Source organism: Hymenobacter seoulensis (assembly GCF_054780535.1).
In genome coordinates, this window is the sequence record NZ_BAAGWD010000001.1 from 266,908 (window position 1) to 284,168 (window position 17,261).

Below are 17,261 nucleotides of genomic sequence, written 5' to 3' on the forward strand. Positions count from 1 at the left end.
GGGCTCAGAAATAACGCGGAGAAGGGCATACGGGGCTTGTTGAAGCTGGACAAATGTACGGGCTGCCGTGGAGGATGAAAACATTTCCACGAATATTTTACAGCAAAAGCTGACTTTTACGTTTTCTGTTCCTGTGCAACCACCGTTTTGGCACTATTGTTTCGATAGCCTTTCCGTTGAAATACGGTGCCGCGCTGGCTTTCCTCTCACCTTTTGCTCTTACTTATGTCTCGTATCCGGTTAGCCACTCTTCGTCTGGGGCTCGGCCTTAGCCTGTTTTGTTGCTCTACGCTGGTACGTGCCCAGTCGACCCCGTCGGCTGAGGCAGCTTCCACTCCTGCTGCTGCTCCTGCTGTTACTACCCCTGATCCAAGTACTAGCCCGGCTACCCCCGCCAACGGCGAGCGGCCGGTGCAACTGCCTTTACCACAGGCCAGCCCGCATGCGCTGGTTTCCCAAACCTTTGGCCTCACCACCGTTACCGTCGACTATCATTCGCCGGCGGTGCGTGGGCGGGCGGTATGGGGCGGCCTGGTACCCTACGACCAGGTTTGGCGGGCCGGGGCCAATGAAAACACGGTTATCACGTTTTCTACCCCGGTGCTGCTGCGCAACCAACTGGTTCCGGCTGGGCAGTACTCCTTATATGTGATACCGCACCAAGACCGAGACTGGGAAATTGTGCTCAACCGCGTAACCACCCACTGGGGCGCCGAAGGCTACGACCCCAAGGACGATGTGGTGCGCGTGCCTGCCATTCCGGATACTTCCCCGTTTCAGGAAGGCCTGTTTTACTGGTTTTCGGATATCAAGCCCACCGGCGCCCACCTGAACCTGACCTGGGAAAAGCGCACGCTTTCGTTGCCTATTGAGGCCGAGGTGCACAAGCAGGTGATCAGCGGAATTGAACAGGTACTGCAGCAGAAGCCCAACGACTGGCAACTGCTGGCCCAGGCCGCCGACTACCTGGTGCAAAACAACATCCAGCCGGAGCGCGCCCTTACCTACATCAATGAGTCGATAAAGCTCCAGGATGTGGCCACCAACAACTGGATAAAAGCGCGCCTGCTGGCGCAGCAGCAGGATTTCGGCACTGCCATTGTGTACGCTCGCAAGGCCATCAAGCTCGGCGACAAGGAAGATTCTGCATTTAAAAACCAGCTTCCTTCCATGCGCATTGCCCTCACCGAATGGCAAGCAAAGGCCTACTAGGCCCCAGCTACCGGCAAACCGCCCCGGGTTTACTTAACAAGGAGCCACCCCTGCATTGGGGTGGCTCCTTTTTGCTGCGTACCTTCCTTACGTGGATTCCTTTCTGGCCCTGTGCCATAGCATACAGCCGCTTTCTGAGCCGCTGGAAACGGCGCTGCGCCAGCTGGTGCAGCAGCAGCACGTGCCCGCGCGCCACCTGCTACTGCAGCCCGGACAAGTTGCCCAGCGGCTCTACTTTCTGGAGCAGGGCCTCGTGCGCGGCTATCACCTGAAAGAAGGCAAAGAAGTAACCGCCTGGTTTATGCAGGAAGGCGATATGGTTATTTCTATTTTGAGCTTCTTTTCCCGGCAGCCCTCACACGAGTACCTACAAACGCTTACTGATTGCACGCTCTGGTCGGTGAGCTATACGCAGCTACAGGACCTGTACCAGCGGTTTCCGGAGTTCAACCTAGTGGGCCGGGTGCTCACGGAAAAGTATTACGTGCTCAGTGAGCAGCGCGCCCTACACCTGCGCATGTATACAGCTGCGGAACGCTATGACCTGCTGCTGGCGCAGTTCCCGGATATATTCCGGCGCGTGCCCCTGAAATTACTAGCCTCCCATCTGGGCCTAACCCCCGAAACCCTGAGCCGGCTGCGCGCCCGCCGTTCTTGATATATATCAAGTGCTTTAGCTAAACGAAGGCGGACTTTTGAAGCATGGTTTAACCCCCTTTCCTGCTTCTTATGACAGCCTCCTTATTTGCTCTGCTCCTGAGCGAAAGTACTTCCTGGCGCCTGGCGCTGCCCCATTGGAATGTACCGCCTCTGCTCCTCATCATTTTCGCGGCCTTTGCCGGGTGCTTTGTTCTGGAGCGCCTGATTCCGGGTTGGGCCCTGCCCCGCATTCCTACCTGGCCGCTGCGGGTGCTGGCCATAAACCTAGCTCAGTTGCTGGTGGTAGTAGTTGCCGGACTCACCTGGGAAAAGTGGTTTTCGGCGTACTCCGTGTTGCACGTTTCAAAGCACCTAGGGCCGGTAGCGGGTGGCTTGCTGGCCTACGTGCTGGCAACCTTTATCTTTTACTGGTGGCACCGCTGGCGCCATACCCAGGATTTTTTGTGGCTGCACTTTCACCAGATTCATCACAGCCCCCGGCGCATTGAGGTTATCACTTCCTTTTACAAACACCCCTTGGAAATGACTGTAAACTCTCTGCTAGGTGGCTTGCTGGTGTATACCTTGTTGGGCTTGAGTCCGGGTGCCGGCGCCGTTTACACGCTATGCACGGCCCTAGGTGAGTTTTTCTATCATACCAACGTCCGCACGCCGCAGTGGGTGGGCTACTTCTTTCAGCGCCCCGAAATGCACCGTGTTCATCACCAATACCAGCAGCACAGCCACAATTACGGCGACCTGGTCATCTGGGACTGGCTGTTCGGCACCTACCGCAACCCGGCTAAATTCGAAGACACCTGTGGTTTCGATGCCGAGAAAGAAGAACAGCTGGGCCAGATGCTGCGCTTCCGCGACGTACACAAAAAGTAAACAAGGGTGGCGGAAAGCAGAGCCTAGTAGCTCCTGCTTTCCGCCACCCTAGCTTGTTAAAGCATTAAAACCGCGCAATCACGCGCAGATTGACCAAGCGGCGCGACAAGAAATTGGGAACGCCGTAAATGCGGCCATTCAAGTCCTGAATGTAGTTGTAGCCCGCCAGGTTATCGGCCCCCAGCACATTCAGGATTTCCAGGCTTACCCAAAGCATTTGCAGTTGAACGGCGTTACCGCTGGCTTGCTCGGCGGCGGTGCGCAAACTCAGCACTTTGGTGAAGCCCAGGTCGGCGCGCCGGTAGGCACGGGTTAGCTCACTGGTGCCGCGCAAATCGGGCGCATCGGGTGGGCTAAAGGGAAGACCGGTACCAAACACCAAGTTCACGTAGCCTTTCACGGAGGGGTTGCCCGGCAAGTTATCCTGCAGAAATACGCCCAGGTTCAGGCGCTGATCCGAAGGACGCCGGATGTAGCCTTTGGCTTCACGCCCGATTACCTGACCTTCTTCGAAGACATTGATAGAATCACCGTCCAGGTTTTCGCGGGTAGTGAGCACACCCAGGCTAAACCACGACTCAGTGCCTGGGATAAACTCACCGCTTACGCGGGCGTCGATGCCGGCGGCGTAGGCTTTGGCGTTATTCTGGGCGAAGTAGCGCAGCCGCACATTATCAATATCGTAGGGCACTACATCGGTTAGGTACTTAAAATAGGCCTCGCCGGTGAAGCGGAACGGGCGTCCCCAGCTCGTGAAGCGCAACTCATTGCCCACAATGGCATGCACAGAGCGCTGGGCGCGCAAATCCAGGTTCAGGAAGCCTTGCTGGGCCTGCGGAGCGCCAGTTTGGGAGCGCAGCTCCCGGTAAAACGGCGGCTGATAATACACCCCTACCGCCGCTTTCCAGGCCAGCCGCGGATTGCGTGCACTGGTGAAGGCATACTGCACCCGGGGGCTGAAAGTAGTCTGGCGGTTTACCGTCCAGTAATTCAGTCGGCCGCCGTAGGTCAGCGTCCGCAAAGAGTCAAACCGGATGGTGTGCTGCACATAGCCCTGGGTGCGGGTGCTGCCTAGGTCCAGATCGGAGCGCAACCGGGTACGGCGGGCTTCGGGTACGTAGTCGGCCGAGTCCGTGAAGCTGTACTCATTGAGTTCATCGGCAATTTGCTCTTGGCCCACCTTCAAACCCCACCGCACCGAGCTCCGTTCGCCCGGAGTCCAGGTGCCGCGCGTTTCAAGGGTAGCAATTCGGGCGGAAAGCGTATTGCGCGAGTGGTCGAAGCGCGAGCCGATGCCGCGGCGGTTCAGGTCGGTGCCGAAATCGGGCGAGTTGGGGTCGCGGTTGATTTCGGCAATGTTGTAGGCCGCTTCCACATCGCGGTACTCAAACTCCCGCGAGTACAACAGGCCACCGAGCACTTCCAGCCGCAGGTTTTGCAGCACATCATGGCGCAAACTCAGCCCGCCCTGGTAGGTATCGTACTGCATCCGCTCCCTCCCCACATACCCAATGTACAAGCGCGAAAGCTGGTTAGTAGAGGTGCTGAATGTGCTTTCGCCACTGACGGGGTTGAACTGAAAATCGTTGTGGGCAAAAGTGTTAAAGATGCCCAACGACGTGCGGTCGGTGTTGCCTTGAGGGCCCAGCGCCACGGTAATCAGGCTTTGGCCATCGTAAAAGGTCGGGTTGTAGCCGCCTTGCTGCTGCTGCAAGGAGTTGAGCACGTACGTGGCATTCTTGTAGCGCACTCCGGCCAGGTAACTCACGCGCTTGTTAGGCGAAGTGGCTTCTACGTGGGCCGTGCCACCAACCAGGCTGGCCGTGGCCGAGGCCCCAAACTTCACGGGTTGCTTGTACTCAATATTGAGCACCGAGGAAAGCTTGTCGCCGTACTTGGGCTGCCAGCCGCCGGTTGAAAACTCCACCCGGTTTACCAAGTCCGGATTGATAAAGCTGAGTCCTTCCTGGGCGGCCGCCGTCACCAGAAACGGCCGATACACCTCAAAGCCGTTCACATACACGAGGTTTTCCTCGTAGTTGCCGCCCCGCACGGAGTACGTGCTGGATAGCTCGTTGGTGCTGGCTACACCGGGCAGCGTTTTCAGTACGGCATTAAAGTCGCCAAAAGGCGACGGCATTTCCTTAGCGATGCGCGGCTCCAGCTGGATGATGCTCACCTGCTCGCGTGTATCGGCGGTTTCGGCGCGGCCCCGCACGGTTACGTTGCCCAGGGCCCGGCTGTCTTCGGCCAAGGTTAGCTCCAGTTCACGCTGCTCATCCAAAATGAGTGGCACCCGCAGCGTTTGGTAGCCCAGGCGGCGCAACACCAGCACAGGCGCTTTGCCACTTAGGGGCCGCACTACATTCAGGGCAAAGCGGCCCCGGTCGTCGGTATTGGTGCCGCCGGGCATGCCTTCTACTCCAATAGCCACCTGCTCCAGCGGCTGCCCGGCCGCGTCGCGCACGGTGCCGGTTACTAGCACGCGCCCCGCCTGCTGGCCGTACGCAGCTGATATGGTGCAGCCGGCCACTACCCCCACAGCAGCCGGCAACGGACGCACCAGGAGCAATAGGACCGGAAAAGAGCGGAAAAGGTTCGGCATCCGCAGCGCTTAGTTGTAGTCTTCAGCGGCGGCCGAGGCCGAAAGCTGCTGCCGCATCTCGGCGAGGGTAGCTACCGGATCGGGCGAGTTAAACACGAAGGAGCCCGCCACCAATACGTCGGCACCGGCTTCTACCAGTGCCGCCGCATTGTCGAGGGTAACGCCGCCATCGATTTCAATGAGAGCTGAGGAGCCGCTGTCAATCAGCAATTCCTTTAGTGCCGTTACTTTCTTGAGCGTATTTGGGATAAACGATTGGCCACCGAAACCGGGGTTTACTGACATGACGCACACCAGGTCGAGGTCAGCGGCAATGTCTTCTAGCACCCACACCGGCGTATGCGGATTCAGCGCTACCCCTGCCCGGCAGCCCAACTGTTTTATTTGTTGAATAACGCGGTGCAGGTGCGTGCACGCCTCATAATGCACCGTGATGTTAGCCGCTCCCGCGTCGCGGAACGCGCTCAGAAAGTGCTGAGGCTCCTCAATCATCAGGTGCACATCAATGGGCTGCTGGGCGTGCCGGTGTACGGCCTGCAGCACCGGAATGCCAAAGGAGATATTGGGCACGAACCGCCCGTCCATCACATCAAAATGCAGCCAATCGGCGGCGGAGCCGGCCAGGCGCTCGGTTTCAGATTGCAGATTACCAAAATCGGCGGCAAGAAGCGAGGGCGCCAGCAGCGGCGCAATACGACGGGTTGGGTTCATATCACGAAGGTAAGCGGAACTGCGAAGTTGCGTATCTCAAACCAGCACAGTATTTACCAGGAGTTGCTACGCGACCACATTTTACTAGGTAGTAATTCTTCTCAAAGGCAATAGTAAGCTTTAGTCCCACAAAACAGCCTTCCTGCCGGAGGGCAGTTGCCACGCCTGTATCGGGAAGTACTAGCCCGTTTTGACGTGGCAACTGCCCTCCGGCAGGAAGGCTTTTGAAAGAAGAGAAGTATAGTTTAGCTGCCTTTTTCCCAGGCACGCCAATCGAGCTTGCCGTCTTCAGTTTTGCGCAGGAACACGGTTTGGTCATCATCCTGGCGCTTGCCAAACGTAACATCGCCGCGACAGTCCATGCACTTCAGGCTGGTGTACTTAAACTTATCCTGGGCTACCCGCGAGGTAAGGTCCAGGTTATCGGAGCCGCATAGGCCACATTTGGCAACATCCGGGAAGCTGAGGCGGTCATACTCAGCTACTACCTCATGAAAATTAGCGCCTTGCACCGTGAAGTGAAATTGCCGGCGCCCCAGGCGCTTTGAGACCATCATTTGTAACATACTTGGAGAGAGTTAAATAGGTTTTTCAGGCATTACGGCCTTGTTTTACAACAAAACAGGCACCTAATGAGTGCCCGTTTAGCTAATTAAAATTGCACAATACTATTTATAATAGCAAGCAAAACCGCTGTACTTTATCACACTAGGTTGCCCATATAAGTAAACCCTAGTGCTGCTTAACCAAGTAGCGCCTTACAGCTTGACAAACCGCACCGTGCGCTGTTCCCGCGCCGAGCTAATGGTGCAGGTATATACGCCTTTGCCTAGGGTGCCGGGCTGCAACCGCACCGATGTTGCGCTGGTGGGTGCAATCTGTTGTTCCGCTACTAAAGCGCCTCGGGCATCGTAAATACGCACCTGCAACGGAGTTTGCTGGAAGCCTACCGTCAGCTGCATATACAGCTCATTGTCTTTGGTGGGGTTAGGATAGATGAACAGTTCCTGCCGGGGTGCGGCCTCAGTTGCTGATAAGGGCGTGCCCGGATTGGCCAAGTTATAGGCCTGCACAAAATTCGGAATGCCGTAGCCTATCTCGTCATTGGGGGTAGTGGCCCGACTGCCCGAACGTTGCAACAAGCTAATAACCTGCTGGGCCGTGAGCCGGGGGTTGGCCTGCCAGAAGCCTGCCACCATGCCCGCCAGCACCGGACACGAATACGAGGTACCATTGCCCCGAATGACGCTGCCCGACGAGGAAACAATGGCCGTTTGCACGCCCATAGCCGCCAGATTCGGCTTAATACGTCCATCGGCCGTGGGGCCGCGGGAGCTAAAGGATGCCCGGGCTAAAAGCGAATCCACAGCGCCTACAGTCATGATGGAGTCGGCATCGGCGGGGGCCGTGATGTAGCGCCAAGAGTTGTTGCCTTCGTTGCCGGCACTAGCTACCACCACCATGCCAACCCGCGCCGCCACCGCCGCTGCCCGGCTGGAAATAGCCGTTCGGCCATTCATGTTGGCGTAGGTGTAATCAATGGAGGGAAAGTCGAAGGTGCTGTACCCCAGCGAGGAGCTGATAATATCAACGCCGGCAGAATCGGCGTGCTCGGCGGCAATTAGCCAGTTAGCTTCTTCTACGGGGTGCTCAGAGGCCACGTCCTCGGTAATGAAGAGCCGGTACGTAGCTTTGGGGGCCGTCCCGATGTATACCCCAGCTTCATTGGCGGCCATGGTAGACAGACAATGCGTGCCATGGTCGTTGCGCAGGTACACCGCGGTGGTTTTATCCACGAAATTGAAGGTGCTGGCAATGCGCTTCTCCTGAAAAAGTGGGGCAAAAGCCGATGCCGTGTTTACGCCCGGAAAGCCCCCGTCGAACACCGCAATCTGCATGCCTTCGCCGCGGTAGTTGGCATCATGCATTTGCACGGCGCCAATCATTTGGGCCTGAGTAAAGGCCTTGCCATATTGGCTGCGCGTGCCTCGTTCCAGCGTGTTGGACTGGGGGTCATCCTCGGCGGGTTTGCGCGTGCCGGGCAGGTCGCGGTTGAGGGTTCGGGCCGACTTCACGCAAGGTAGCGCCTGTACTAAGGCCAGCGTAGCGGAGTCGCAGGCCACCACGGCGGCATTAAACCAGCGCGAAGTATACCAGAGTTTGGCGCCGGGCACGGCCTTGAGCTGCTGCACGTAGGCAGGGCTCACCGGCAGGTCGCGGGGCAATATGCTGATGTTTTGGCGCTGCCGCCGCTCCACAGCCCTCGCCGACAGAAAGGCCAGGGGCTGATTTACGGTATAGGGCGTACCGGCTTTATCCTTGAAATAGATGAGGTGCTTACGGACCGTGGCATTGGGCTTGGCTCCCCCCTGCGGAGTACCTTCAGGAACACCCGTGGCCGCCAGTACTACCCCGGCTGGCACACTTAACCCAATTAAAAGTAGTAGTCTAGATAAAATCATTCGGATCAGGAACAGACCTGCCTCAAGATACGAAGGAATGGGCTATGAGGGCCTCCTACCCCACTTTCCCCGCCTAATTATGTTCATAATACACACAAATGGCCGGCATGGTAAGTGCCGGCCATTGTAGTACCCTAATAGTGAAACAAGTAGAAGCTATTTCCCTGATTCTACCAGTACTTCACTGCGCGACTGCCCGAGGTAGATGTACGCCGGATTGGGCGTGCAATTGCCGGCCGGGCAGTAAATAAAGCGGCGCCTAGCCCGGTATACGGGCCCTACCCCTTTGGCATACACCGAGCGCAACACCGTATAGTAGAACAGGTTAATACCGGTATCGGCGTTGGTAAGGTCGTTGATGGTAGCGGTGGTAGACGGGTACGAATAGCTTTTGCCGTTGCTGCTGATGGTGAAGGGTTTATCTACCCACTCATAGGAGCGGTTTACCGCCTCAATGGTATCCAGGGTATTAAAGGCGTTGGCATTCCAGGCCTTTCCATCCCGGAGCGGAAAAATCAACTCCACCGTGCGGCGGTTGTTGCGCTGCTCCTGCACAGAGCGCGTGCTGGACGTAACGGTAATAACGGAATCAATGCTCCAGGCTTCGGAAGCATTGGCCCGGCGGGAGCGCACCACCCGGTAGGCGGGCTGCCCGGTCGCGTCGGGCTCCAGGGCTGAATCAACCTGTTCTTTAAACTGAAAGCGCGTAACCGTGGCCACATTGGAACGGTAGGCGGTGTCCACCACATCATACACCCGGTACGAGCCCACCTCCAGCGGATAGTACTCCGCGCTTTGGTTGGGCACCAGTTCCGTTTCGTTTTCGCAGGCGACTAGGCCGCCCACTGCTGCAAACCCTGCCAGAGCCCAGGCTGCAACTCTTTGGATAGTAGCCCCCATAACAGATGAATATCTCTTTCTCATACAGCTTCGTTTACACCGAAAAGTAACACAGTTTTTGACAACGCCAGCCAGTAGCTGCCGAAACTCCTAGGCAACCCATCTGGTTCCGGATTTTACTTTGGCTTTGATTCGGAAGCCCTATGTATTTCACACGCACGAGGCGCGAACTTTCGTCCGCGCCTCGGCCTGTACCTTCTGAAAACCAGTTGGCTCGGTAGCGTTTATTCAGCGCCGCCCGCAACGGCCATCGAAGGCTCCGGAATTTCGCCAATCGTGTGTCGCTCAATCCAGCCGCCACCCAGCACGTCCTGTCCCTCGTAGAAAACGGCCGCCTGCCCCGGCGTTACCGCGTGCACGGCTTCCTCGAAGTAGATGTAGATTTTCTCGCCTTTCTGCTCCAGAAATGCCGGTGAGCCATCGTGGTTGTACCGAATTTTCGTGATGCTAGGCACCAGTCCGCGGCCTTCTAGGGAAGCGTATTTGCCCATGTTCAGCTTGCTGACCACGGTACGGGTGCTGGCCAGATCATCGAAGTTACCGAGTACCACGCGGTTGGTTTCGGGGTCGATGGCGGTTACGTAGGCGGGGAAGCCTAGGGCCACGCCCAGGCCTTTGCGCTGCCCGATGGTGTAGAACGGGTAGCCTTCGTGCTTACCTACCACCGTGCCGTCGCGTAGTACAAACTCGCCACCGGCCACGCGCTCCTCCAGGCCCGGCACGCGCCGGCGCAGGAAGCTGCGGTAGTCGTTATCAGGAATAAAGCAGATTTCGTAACTCTCGGGCTTGTTCACCAGATCCGTGAAGCCCCGCTCGCGGGCAAAGTCATAGATGGCCGTTTTGCGCAGCTGGCCCAACGGGAACAGCGTGCGGCTCAGGCTTTCCTGCGTAACGCCCCAGAGCGCATAGCTTTGGTCTTTGTTGTCGTCAATGCCTTTGCTGATGACGTAGCGGCCGTTTTCCTGCCGTACTTGCGCGTAGTGGCCGGTTGCGATAAACTCGCACCCTAGCTGATCGGCGCGGCGCAGCAAGGCATCCCACTTAATGTGGGTGTTGCACAGCACGCACGGATTGGGCGTGCGGCCCGCCAGGTACTCCTCAGTGAAGTTGCTGATCACGAAGTCCCCGAACTCGTCGCGGATATCGATGATGTAATGCGGAAAGCCCAGCTCCACGGCAATTTGCCGGGCATCGTTGATGCTGTCGAGAGAGCAGCAGCCGGTTTCTTTTTTACTACCCCCTGCCGAGGCGTAATCCCAAGTTTTCATGGTCATCCCGACCACTTCATAGCCTTGCTCGTGGAGCATCACGGCTGCCACGGAGCTGTCGATGCCGCCGCTCATGGCGACGAGCACCCGTCCTTTCGTTGTATTCATACGTGAATCAAATTGCGCCCGAAGCGTGAAAGGTTCCGGCCGAATGCACAAAGGTACACGGATTGCAAGTTTTGGAAGTAAGCCCCGGCTAAGTTTGCCCGCCTAATGCGGTTTATGCTCGCCATTACCCTGGTAAAACCAGCCGTAGCATTGCTCGTGTGGCATTCCTCTAGGAGGCTTATCACACACGTGGTGGCATTAAGTCCGGCGAATTCATGTTGGGCCCAGTAAATTCACCGAATATTGCAGCCGCAAACCATCTGCTGTCCGCCGCTTTTTCGCACGGCGTACTTTTTGCCACGCCTAACTCTGTTGAAATGCCTTTGATTGTTCCTGTAATGGTGCGCGGCATCAATAACCTCTCCGACGCACGCTATTGTGCCGGAATGGGTGCCGACTCACTTACCTTCCGCCTCGACCCTGCTTTCCCCGACCATATCACGCCCGAAGCCATGCAAGAGCTGAGTGGCTGGGTGTCAGGGGTGCAGCTCATTGGGGAGTTTGATACGTTGCCCGTGGAGCAGATTAACCAGCTGGCCGCTCAATGCGGCCTGCACGCCGTGCTGCTGCACCGCCGCCGCCCCGCCGATGAACTGGCCCAGCTGGCGGTGCCCGCACTGCGCCTCACGCGCTGGATTTATGATATGCTGCCCGAGGATGTGGAGCTGCGTTTCCGCGAGCAGGCGCCGCATTATCTGGGCTTCGTGCTGGCAACCCCGCCCAACCCGCTGCCGAACCCGGCCGAAACCACCCGCCTCACGGAACAAGCCCGCACGTATCCCCTGTGGCTGGGCGCCGGTTTCGCTCCTGCCAACTTGCGCAGCTACGTGGAAGCCATGCGTCCGGCCGGCATCGTGCTCCAGGGTGGCGACGAAATCAAGCCCGGCCTGCGCGACTTCGATGAAATGGAAGCTGTGTTTGAGCAGCTCGAGGATTAACTGCTGCTAAAGCCAAAGAGGGGTTCAAGCGCACGAGCACCCTAGTCCTCTTAAAACACCGCAGGCCTTTCCCGGAAGTTTTCCTGGAGCGGGCCTGCAGTGTTTTGTTAAGTGCCTAGGCCATCACCGTCAGTAAACTGTAGATGGGTGTGGTGAAGTGTTCGGGGCCTTGCCGTATGATGTGAGGTTCCGCTTCCGGGCGGGGTAAGCTTTTGGTGAAGAGTCGCCAGGCTGCGGTGCCACTTAGTTCAATGTCAGCAGCCACCGGCCCTTCATGCGCTACACCTAACTCCCAGCCCGTGGCACTACGCTGCAGAAACCAGGTTCCGCCCGCGCTACCCGTAATGTGCAGCCGAACCACTGTGCCCGGAGCCGCTTCCACCTGCTGGTAATGGTGAGGCAATGCCCGTACGCAGGTGCTTAGGAAGGGGCCGTACAGCTCCGGCGTGAGCAGCGCGGGCTCCTGCCCTACCGCCTGCCTTATTTGCTGCTGATGATGCCACTTTTCTGTGTACTCCCGGGCAATATGAAACGTGTTGGTGGATTCGGCTTCTCCGGCCCAGGCCACCGCAAACGTGGCGGGAGCTGCTGGGTCCAACGTTGCCAGGAACGAATTATACGCTGGCCCAACCATTTCCAGCAGCCATAGCACAACACTAGGGCTTAGCCGCCGCCCAACACTCACCCAGGAGTTGTTCAGCTCATTGAGGTACCTCACCACATCAGCATACGCTCCACTAGCTGGCCCAGGGCCACTAAAGTGCCCATCCCGGAGCGCTGACAGGCTACGCAGGCTGCCATCTAGTAAGTGTAGGGCCACATCGTGCACGCACCAACCAGGAGCTAGTGTTGGCGTCTGCCATGCAGCAGGGCTTAGGCTACGTAGCACTTCCAGCAGCTGCCGGTCGAGTTCAGCAAACAAGGGCAGCGTAGTGGGCAGTTGTGCCGGTTTCATCGAGTAAAGTACCTAGTGAATTTGCCACCCCACTGTTGTAGGCAGCCGCTTATGCCTAACTTACTTGAAACTGCAGGTACTTGATGGGTACGCCCAAGGTGCGGTATTTGCGCTCGAAGGTGGTTTGGATGTCTTCGGCGTGCGGGAGCAGTTCGGGCGTCGCGTACAGGTCTTTGGTGTGCGCCAGGATAGTAGTGCCGGGGCGCTGCTGCAGGGTTTCCAGCGTGAAATCGAAGAGCGCCTCGTTATCGGTTTTGAGGTGCACGAGGCCGCCGGGCCGCAAAATCTGCTGATACAGGTCGAGGAAGCGCGGGGCGGTAAGGCGGCGCTTGATGTCCCGGTCGCGGGGGCGCGGATCGGGGAACGTAATCCAGATTTCGTGCAGCTCACCAGGCGCAAAGTGCGCGAGCAGGTCGTGGGCCCGCATCCGGATGAATCCTACATTCGTGAGGCCTAGCGCCTCGGCGCGGGTGCTGCCTCGCCAAATTCGCTCTCCCTTGATATCGAGGCCCAGGAAATTCCGCTCAGGATAGCGCTCAGCCAAGCCTACCGTGTATTCGCCCTTGCCGCACCCTACTTCCAGGGTAATCGGGTTTGGGGTCTTAAAGAACTCCTCATTCCAGCGTCCGCCTAGTTGCTGATAATTGGCTTTGCCAGGTTCGACCACATCGGGCCGTTCGGCGTTATCGGCGAAGCGTTTCAGTTTTACGCGACTCACAGTAGTAGTTTTTTGATTGGTATTTCCGGCAGGCAGCGGTTTAAGAGAGAACTGACCCTAGTCTTTCTTTCCGCAAAGCTCTGCTCTATTTCTTACAGCTCTTCAATTTCAGCTACCACAAAAGTACTACCCCCAATGAAGACCACATCATCTGGGGCGGCGGCGGCGCGAGCAGCAGCAACGGCGGCCGGTACGGGGCCAAGCACTTGGCCCTGCAAGCCCAGCAAGGCAGCTTGCTTCGCCAAATCAGCAGCTGGCATAGCCCTTGGAATGTTGGCTTGGCAGAAATAATAGGTAGCCTCTTGCGGCAGCAGGGCCAGCATTTTGCTCACGTCTTTGTCGTTTACTACCCCCAGCACGATGTGCAACTGATGGTACGGCAGCCGCGCCAGCTGCTGCGTGATAAACCGGATGCCGGCCTCGTTATGGCCCGTATCACACACCACCAGCGGCTTTTGGCTTAGAATGGTCCATCGGCCCACAAAGCCAGTTAGGCGGCGCACATCCCGCAGCCCTTCGCGCACGGCTGCTTCCGGAATCAAGAAGCCCTGCGTACGCAACTCGGCCAGCACGGCCAGTACACCGGGCAGATTCAGGCGCTGGTAGTCACCGGCCAAACTCAAGGTTACATCCTCCAGATACGGCTTGCCCTCCTGCATAATGCGTAGCTGCTGCAGGCCGGTTTCCGGGGCCGGCGGAGCTAGCAGCTCGGCGTGATAGTGGGCATCGGCAAAAAGCAGGGGTGCGCCTTCCTCTCGGGCTTTGTCTTGAAAAACATTAGCCACTTCAGGCTGGGTCTGGCTGATGATAGCCGGAATACCGCGCTTGATGATGCCGGCCTTCTCGCGGGCAATTTGGGGCAAGGTGGTGCCTAGCAAATTCTGATGGTCATAGCTGATATTGGTTATCAGCGAAACCAGCGGCCGAATAATGTTGGTAGAGTCGAGCCGCCCGCCCAGCCCCACTTCTACAATGGCAATATCTACTTGCTGCTCGGCAAAGTAATCGAAGGCCAGCGCCACGCACATTTCAAAAAACGAGGGCTGCACCTGCTCAAATAAGCCGCGCCAGCGTGCTACCCACGCTACCAAATAATCGGGTTCGAGGTCGTGGCCGTTTACCTTGATGCGCTCCGTAAACTCCTTTAAATGCGGCGAGGTGTAGAGCCCGACTTTATAGCCCGCCGCCTGCAAAATCGCCGCCAGCAAATTGCTGGAGCTGCCTTTGCCATTGGTACCCGCCACGTGCACGCTCCGGAACTTGCGCTCCGGGTTGCCCATAGCAACGGCTAGGGTCTCGGTGTTGCCCAACCCTGGCTTGTACCCCGCTTCTCCTACCCGCTGAAACATGGGCAACTGCTGGTACAAGTAGTCGAGGGTTTGCTGGTAGGTCATGGGAAGTAAAGGCAATGCGGGAGGGCAAAGGTAGCGTACCTGGCCTCAACCTTAGGCCCTCTGTACAGACAAAACCGCCGCCCCAAACTAGCGGAGCGGCGGTTTTGCCTTTCTTGATACCTCGTACTCCTGCAGAGCATGCGCCGGAACCTACCGAAACTACCTCACCGTAAAGCGGAAGGTATAGAAGCCGGTAGCGCCTCCCTCAGCCGAGCTGGTGCGGCGGAATTCCAGTTTCAGCAGCTCATCCCGACACACTTTCTCCTGGGCAGCCGAAACGGTTCCGGACACTTTAGTGACTGATTCCACCTCTCCCTCGGCATTAATCCGGATTTTGAAGCGTACCGTACCCGAGTTATTGTCGAGTGCCGGCGGGCTGGGTTTGCTTACAATGGCCCACCCTGCCATTTCGAGGCCACCACTGCCGGGGCTGGTGCCGCGGCCGCCGCTGCCGGGCTCGCCGGAATAGGCCGTACCGCCGTAGGTGCCGCGCGGGTCGCCTTTGTCGCCCACGGTGCCGGGGTTGTCGCCGTTGTTGTTGCCGGTGGGTGCGTTGCTGGTACCATTCACGCCATTTCCTCCGCCATCAGCGCGGTTGGCCTTGGGCGTAAACACGGCCCGCTGGTCTACTTTGGGGCGCGGCGGCTCTGGGGGCGCTTCCTCCCGAACGGGGGCTGGTTTAGGAGCTGGCGGCACCGTCACGGGACTTTCCTCCGCCTCACTAGTTACCACCCGCTGCTCAGTGGGCGGCGTGGGGTCGGGCTGGGCTACCGCGCGGGGCGGCGTGGGATCAGGCTGCGAGGCGGGCGGGCGGCTGTCTTCCCGGTTTTTTGACTCATTGGCCGGGGCCTGACTTTGAATGTCGCCCGAGCCTACTTCATCTACGCCGTAGTTCAGCTCTACGCCGTCGCCGCCCAAGGTTTCCAAGGGTGGATCAGGACCTTTGAATACCGTGAAGACGAACAGGGCCACCAGGGCCGCGTGCAGAACCACGGTTCCAATCAGGGCTTCGCGCCGATGTTCTTCGCGGTACTCCATGTGAGTTGTCTGTTGTGAAGTCGAGTCTTGTCAGGCCAAACCAACCGAATGGCCTAGCCTCTGGCAGAGAGAAAACGCTAGTCCGGGCGGCTTGGTGCCCACAGGCACCTTGTGTTTTGGAACGTTATTTTCCTTGCTGGGCCTGGGTGGCCATCACCATCTTAATTTTAAGCCGGTTGCCAATTTCCAGGATATCAACCAGCTTCTGCACGTTCAGGGAAGCATCAACCCGGAGCACGGCTGTTGGGCTTTCGAGGCCCTGTATGCGGCGGGCCAGTTCCGGCTCCAGCTGTTCAGGCGTGATGTTCTGACGGTCGATAAAGTATTTTCCGGCCGCATCTACGGATACCGTGATGGGCTGCTTCATGGCTTGCTTGCCCGAGCGGGCATTGGGCAGCATGAGCTTGATAACGTTCGGGTTCACCATCGTCGAAACAATCAGGAAGAACAGCATCAGGAAGAACATGATGTCGTTCATCGAGCTGGTCTCGACGTGGGAAGAAAGCTTACGACGCCGGCTTAGGTCCATGCGGTGTATTTGTAAAAAGTAAAATGGTGAAAGGTGAAGTATTAAGTCTATTTCACAACTTCACCGTTCACCATTTCACTTCTAGTTATCCTGCAGAATATCCATGAACTCGATGGCCGAGTTTTCCATGCGAAACACCATGCGCTCCACCATAATGCTAAGCCAGTGGTAGCCGATGTGGGCCACAATACCCACAATTAGGCCTGCCGCGGAGGTCACCATTTTAGTGTACAAACCACCCGAAATTTGGGCAATGCCGAAGTCGCCGGTTGAGCTGATGGCGTAGAAAATCTTGATTACCCCGATAATGGTACCCACGAAACCAAGCATAGGGGCAATACCGGCCACAATACCCAGCACGTTGATGTTCTTCTCGAGACGCGCAATTTCGATTTTGCCTACGTTCTCCACGCTGGTTTCAATCTCGCTGAGGGGTAGTCCAATCCGCCGGATACCTTTCTCAATCATGCGGGCTAGTGGCGTCGGGTTCTGCGCGCACAGCATTTTAGCGCCCTGCAAATCGCCCTTCACCATCAGGCCCCGGATGCCGGGCATGAAGGTTTCGGAAACGGCACCAGCCTTGCGAATGGTCAGGTAGCGCTCCAGAATAATGTAGACCGACAGGAACAGCAGCAAAAACAGCGGTACCATAATCCAGCCCCCGGCCAGCACCAGATCAATCATGGAAAGACCAGGAGCTGCATTTGCGGCCGCATTGGCGGCAGTAGCAGCAGAGTCAGCGGCGGCAGGAGAAGCGGCGGGAGCAGCATCCCCCACCTGGAGTTGAAGCAGCAAAGAGAGCAGGTGCGTCATGCGGGGAGTAAGGGTAAGAAGCAAAAGAATAGCTAAAACACGCAGGCCGTAAATTACTTTGCCTGAGTGCTTTAGCTAGC

16 protein-coding genes are annotated in these 17,261 nt (G+C 57.6%); 4 read left to right on the forward strand and 12 right to left on the reverse strand.

The window, feature by feature from the left end:
• Positions 1-225 precede the first annotated feature (225 nt).
• The 3 genes from ACYVHC_RS01210 to ACYVHC_RS01220 all read left to right on the forward strand — a co-directional run bounded on the left by ACYVHC_RS01210 (position 226) and on the right by ACYVHC_RS01220 (position 2,742).
• Positions 226-1,212, forward strand: coding sequence for a DUF2911 domain-containing protein (locus ACYVHC_RS01210; protein WP_460611836.1), 987 nt, complete (start codon positions 226-228; stop codon positions 1,210-1,212).
• Between the two features lie 91 nt (positions 1,213-1,303).
• Positions 1,304-1,870, forward strand: a complete 567-nt coding sequence (locus tag ACYVHC_RS01215; protein WP_460611837.1) for a Crp/Fnr family transcriptional regulator — start codon at positions 1,304-1,306, stop codon at positions 1,868-1,870.
• Positions 1,871-1,941: 71 nt separating this feature from the next.
• Entirely contained in the window at positions 1,942-2,742 is an 801-nt protein-coding gene (locus ACYVHC_RS01220; protein ID WP_460611838.1) for a sterol desaturase family protein, read from the forward strand.
• A gap of 64 nt (positions 2,743-2,806) precedes the next feature.
• Here the strand turns inward: ACYVHC_RS01220 and ACYVHC_RS01225 are convergent, their stop codons facing one another.
• The 6 genes from ACYVHC_RS01225 to mnmA form a co-directional block, all read right to left on the reverse strand.
• Positions 2,807-5,347 carry a TonB-dependent receptor gene (locus ACYVHC_RS01225; protein WP_460611839.1) on the reverse strand — a complete coding sequence of 847 codons (2,541 nt, stop codon included), beginning with the start codon at positions 5,345-5,347 and terminating at the stop codon, positions 2,807-2,809.
• A gap of 9 nt (positions 5,348-5,356) precedes the next feature.
• On the reverse strand, positions 5,357-6,058 hold the full coding sequence (gene rpe, locus ACYVHC_RS01230) for a ribulose-phosphate 3-epimerase (RefSeq protein ID WP_460611840.1): 702 nt from the start codon (positions 6,056-6,058) through the stop codon (positions 5,357-5,359).
• Between the two features lie 245 nt (positions 6,059-6,303).
• Positions 6,304-6,615: a hypothetical protein gene (locus ACYVHC_RS01235; RefSeq protein ID WP_460611841.1), complete on the reverse strand. Its 312-nt coding sequence runs from the start codon at positions 6,613-6,615 to the stop codon at positions 6,304-6,306.
• A 201-nt stretch (positions 6,616-6,816) separates the two neighbouring features.
• Positions 6,817-8,520, reverse strand: a complete 1,704-nt coding sequence (locus tag ACYVHC_RS01240; RefSeq protein WP_460611842.1) for a S8 family serine peptidase — start codon at positions 8,518-8,520, stop codon at positions 6,817-6,819.
• A gap of 156 nt (positions 8,521-8,676) precedes the next feature.
• Complete coding sequence (locus ACYVHC_RS01245; protein ID WP_460611843.1) at positions 8,677-9,420, reverse strand: hypothetical protein; 744 nt, start codon at positions 9,418-9,420, stop codon at positions 8,677-8,679.
• Between the two features lie 224 nt (positions 9,421-9,644).
• On the reverse strand, positions 9,645-10,796 hold the full coding sequence (mnmA, locus tag ACYVHC_RS01250) for a tRNA 2-thiouridine(34) synthase MnmA (protein WP_460611844.1): 1,152 nt from the start codon (positions 10,794-10,796) through the stop codon (positions 9,645-9,647).
• A 317-nt stretch (positions 10,797-11,113) separates the two neighbouring features.
• On the opposite strand from mnmA, the gene trpF reads away from it, so the two are divergent.
• Positions 11,114-11,734 carry a phosphoribosylanthranilate isomerase gene (gene trpF, locus ACYVHC_RS01255; RefSeq protein WP_460611845.1) on the forward strand — a complete coding sequence of 207 codons (621 nt, stop codon included), beginning with the start codon at positions 11,114-11,116 and terminating at the stop codon, positions 11,732-11,734.
• A 115-nt stretch (positions 11,735-11,849) separates the two neighbouring features.
• Here trpF and ACYVHC_RS01260 read toward each other — a convergent pair whose 3' ends face one another.
• From ACYVHC_RS01260 to ACYVHC_RS01285, 6 genes are all read right to left on the reverse strand, one after another.
• Positions 11,850-12,689: a maleylpyruvate isomerase N-terminal domain-containing protein gene (locus tag ACYVHC_RS01260; protein ID WP_460611846.1), complete on the reverse strand. Its 840-nt coding sequence runs from the start codon at positions 12,687-12,689 to the stop codon at positions 11,850-11,852.
• A gap of 55 nt (positions 12,690-12,744) precedes the next feature.
• On the reverse strand, positions 12,745-13,407 hold the full coding sequence (trmB, locus tag ACYVHC_RS01265) for a tRNA (guanine(46)-N(7))-methyltransferase TrmB (protein WP_460611847.1): 663 nt from the start codon (positions 13,405-13,407) through the stop codon (positions 12,745-12,747).
• Between the two features lie 92 nt (positions 13,408-13,499).
• Positions 13,500-14,801 (reverse strand): bifunctional folylpolyglutamate synthase/dihydrofolate synthase, encoded by a 1,302-nt coding sequence (locus ACYVHC_RS01270; protein ID WP_460611848.1) that lies wholly within the window; start codon positions 14,799-14,801, stop codon positions 13,500-13,502.
• A gap of 159 nt (positions 14,802-14,960) precedes the next feature.
• On the reverse strand, positions 14,961-15,839 hold the full coding sequence (locus tag ACYVHC_RS01275; protein ID WP_460611849.1) for a hypothetical protein: 879 nt from the start codon (positions 15,837-15,839) through the stop codon (positions 14,961-14,963).
• Positions 15,840-15,963: 124 nt separating this feature from the next.
• The gene (locus ACYVHC_RS01280; RefSeq protein WP_460611850.1) at positions 15,964-16,368 is read right to left on the reverse strand and encodes an ExbD/TolR family protein; all 405 of its coding nucleotides are present in this window, start codon (positions 16,366-16,368) and stop codon (positions 15,964-15,966) included.
• A gap of 81 nt (positions 16,369-16,449) precedes the next feature.
• On the reverse strand, positions 16,450-17,181 hold the full coding sequence (locus ACYVHC_RS01285; RefSeq protein WP_460611851.1) for a MotA/TolQ/ExbB proton channel family protein: 732 nt from the start codon (positions 17,179-17,181) through the stop codon (positions 16,450-16,452).
• Between the last annotated feature and the right edge of the window lie 80 nt (positions 17,182-17,261).

Coding starts and splice junctions, on each gene's coding strand:
- ACYVHC_RS01210 (WP_460611836.1), top strand. CDS start 226: ATGTCTCGTATCCGGTTAGCCACTCTTCGTCTGGGGCTCGGCCTTAGC.
- ACYVHC_RS01220 (WP_460611838.1), top strand. CDS start 1,942: ATGACAGCCTCCTTATTTGCTCTGCTCCTGAGCGAAAGTACTTCCTGG.
- ACYVHC_RS01225 (WP_460611839.1), bottom strand. CDS start 5,347: ATGCCGAACCTTTTCCGCTCTTTTCCGGTCCTATTGCTCCTGGTGCGT.
- rpe (WP_460611840.1), bottom strand. CDS start 6,058: ATGAACCCAACCCGTCGTATTGCGCCGCTGCTGGCGCCCTCGCTTCTT.
- ACYVHC_RS01235 (WP_460611841.1), bottom strand. CDS start 6,615: ATGATGGTCTCAAAGCGCCTGGGGCGCCGGCAATTTCACTTCACGGTG.
- ACYVHC_RS01240 (WP_460611842.1), bottom strand. CDS start 8,520: ATGATTTTATCTAGACTACTACTTTTAATTGGGTTAAGTGTGCCAGCC.
- ACYVHC_RS01245 (WP_460611843.1), bottom strand. CDS start 9,420: ATGGGGGCTACTATCCAAAGAGTTGCAGCCTGGGCTCTGGCAGGGTTT.
- mnmA (WP_460611844.1), bottom strand. CDS start 10,796: ATGAATACAACGAAAGGACGGGTGCTCGTCGCCATGAGCGGCGGCATC.
- trpF (WP_460611845.1), top strand. CDS start 11,114: ATGCCTTTGATTGTTCCTGTAATGGTGCGCGGCATCAATAACCTCTCC.
- ACYVHC_RS01260 (WP_460611846.1), bottom strand. CDS start 12,689: ATGAAACCGGCACAACTGCCCACTACGCTGCCCTTGTTTGCTGAACTC.
- ACYVHC_RS01270 (WP_460611848.1), bottom strand. CDS start 14,801: ATGACCTACCAGCAAACCCTCGACTACTTGTACCAGCAGTTGCCCATG.
- ACYVHC_RS01275 (WP_460611849.1), bottom strand. CDS start 15,839: ATGGAGTACCGCGAAGAACATCGGCGCGAAGCCCTGATTGGAACCGTG.
- ACYVHC_RS01280 (WP_460611850.1), bottom strand. CDS start 16,368: ATGGACCTAAGCCGGCGTCGTAAGCTTTCTTCCCACGTCGAGACCAGC.
- ACYVHC_RS01285 (WP_460611851.1), bottom strand. CDS start 17,181: ATGACGCACCTGCTCTCTTTGCTGCTTCAACTCCAGGTGGGGGATGCT.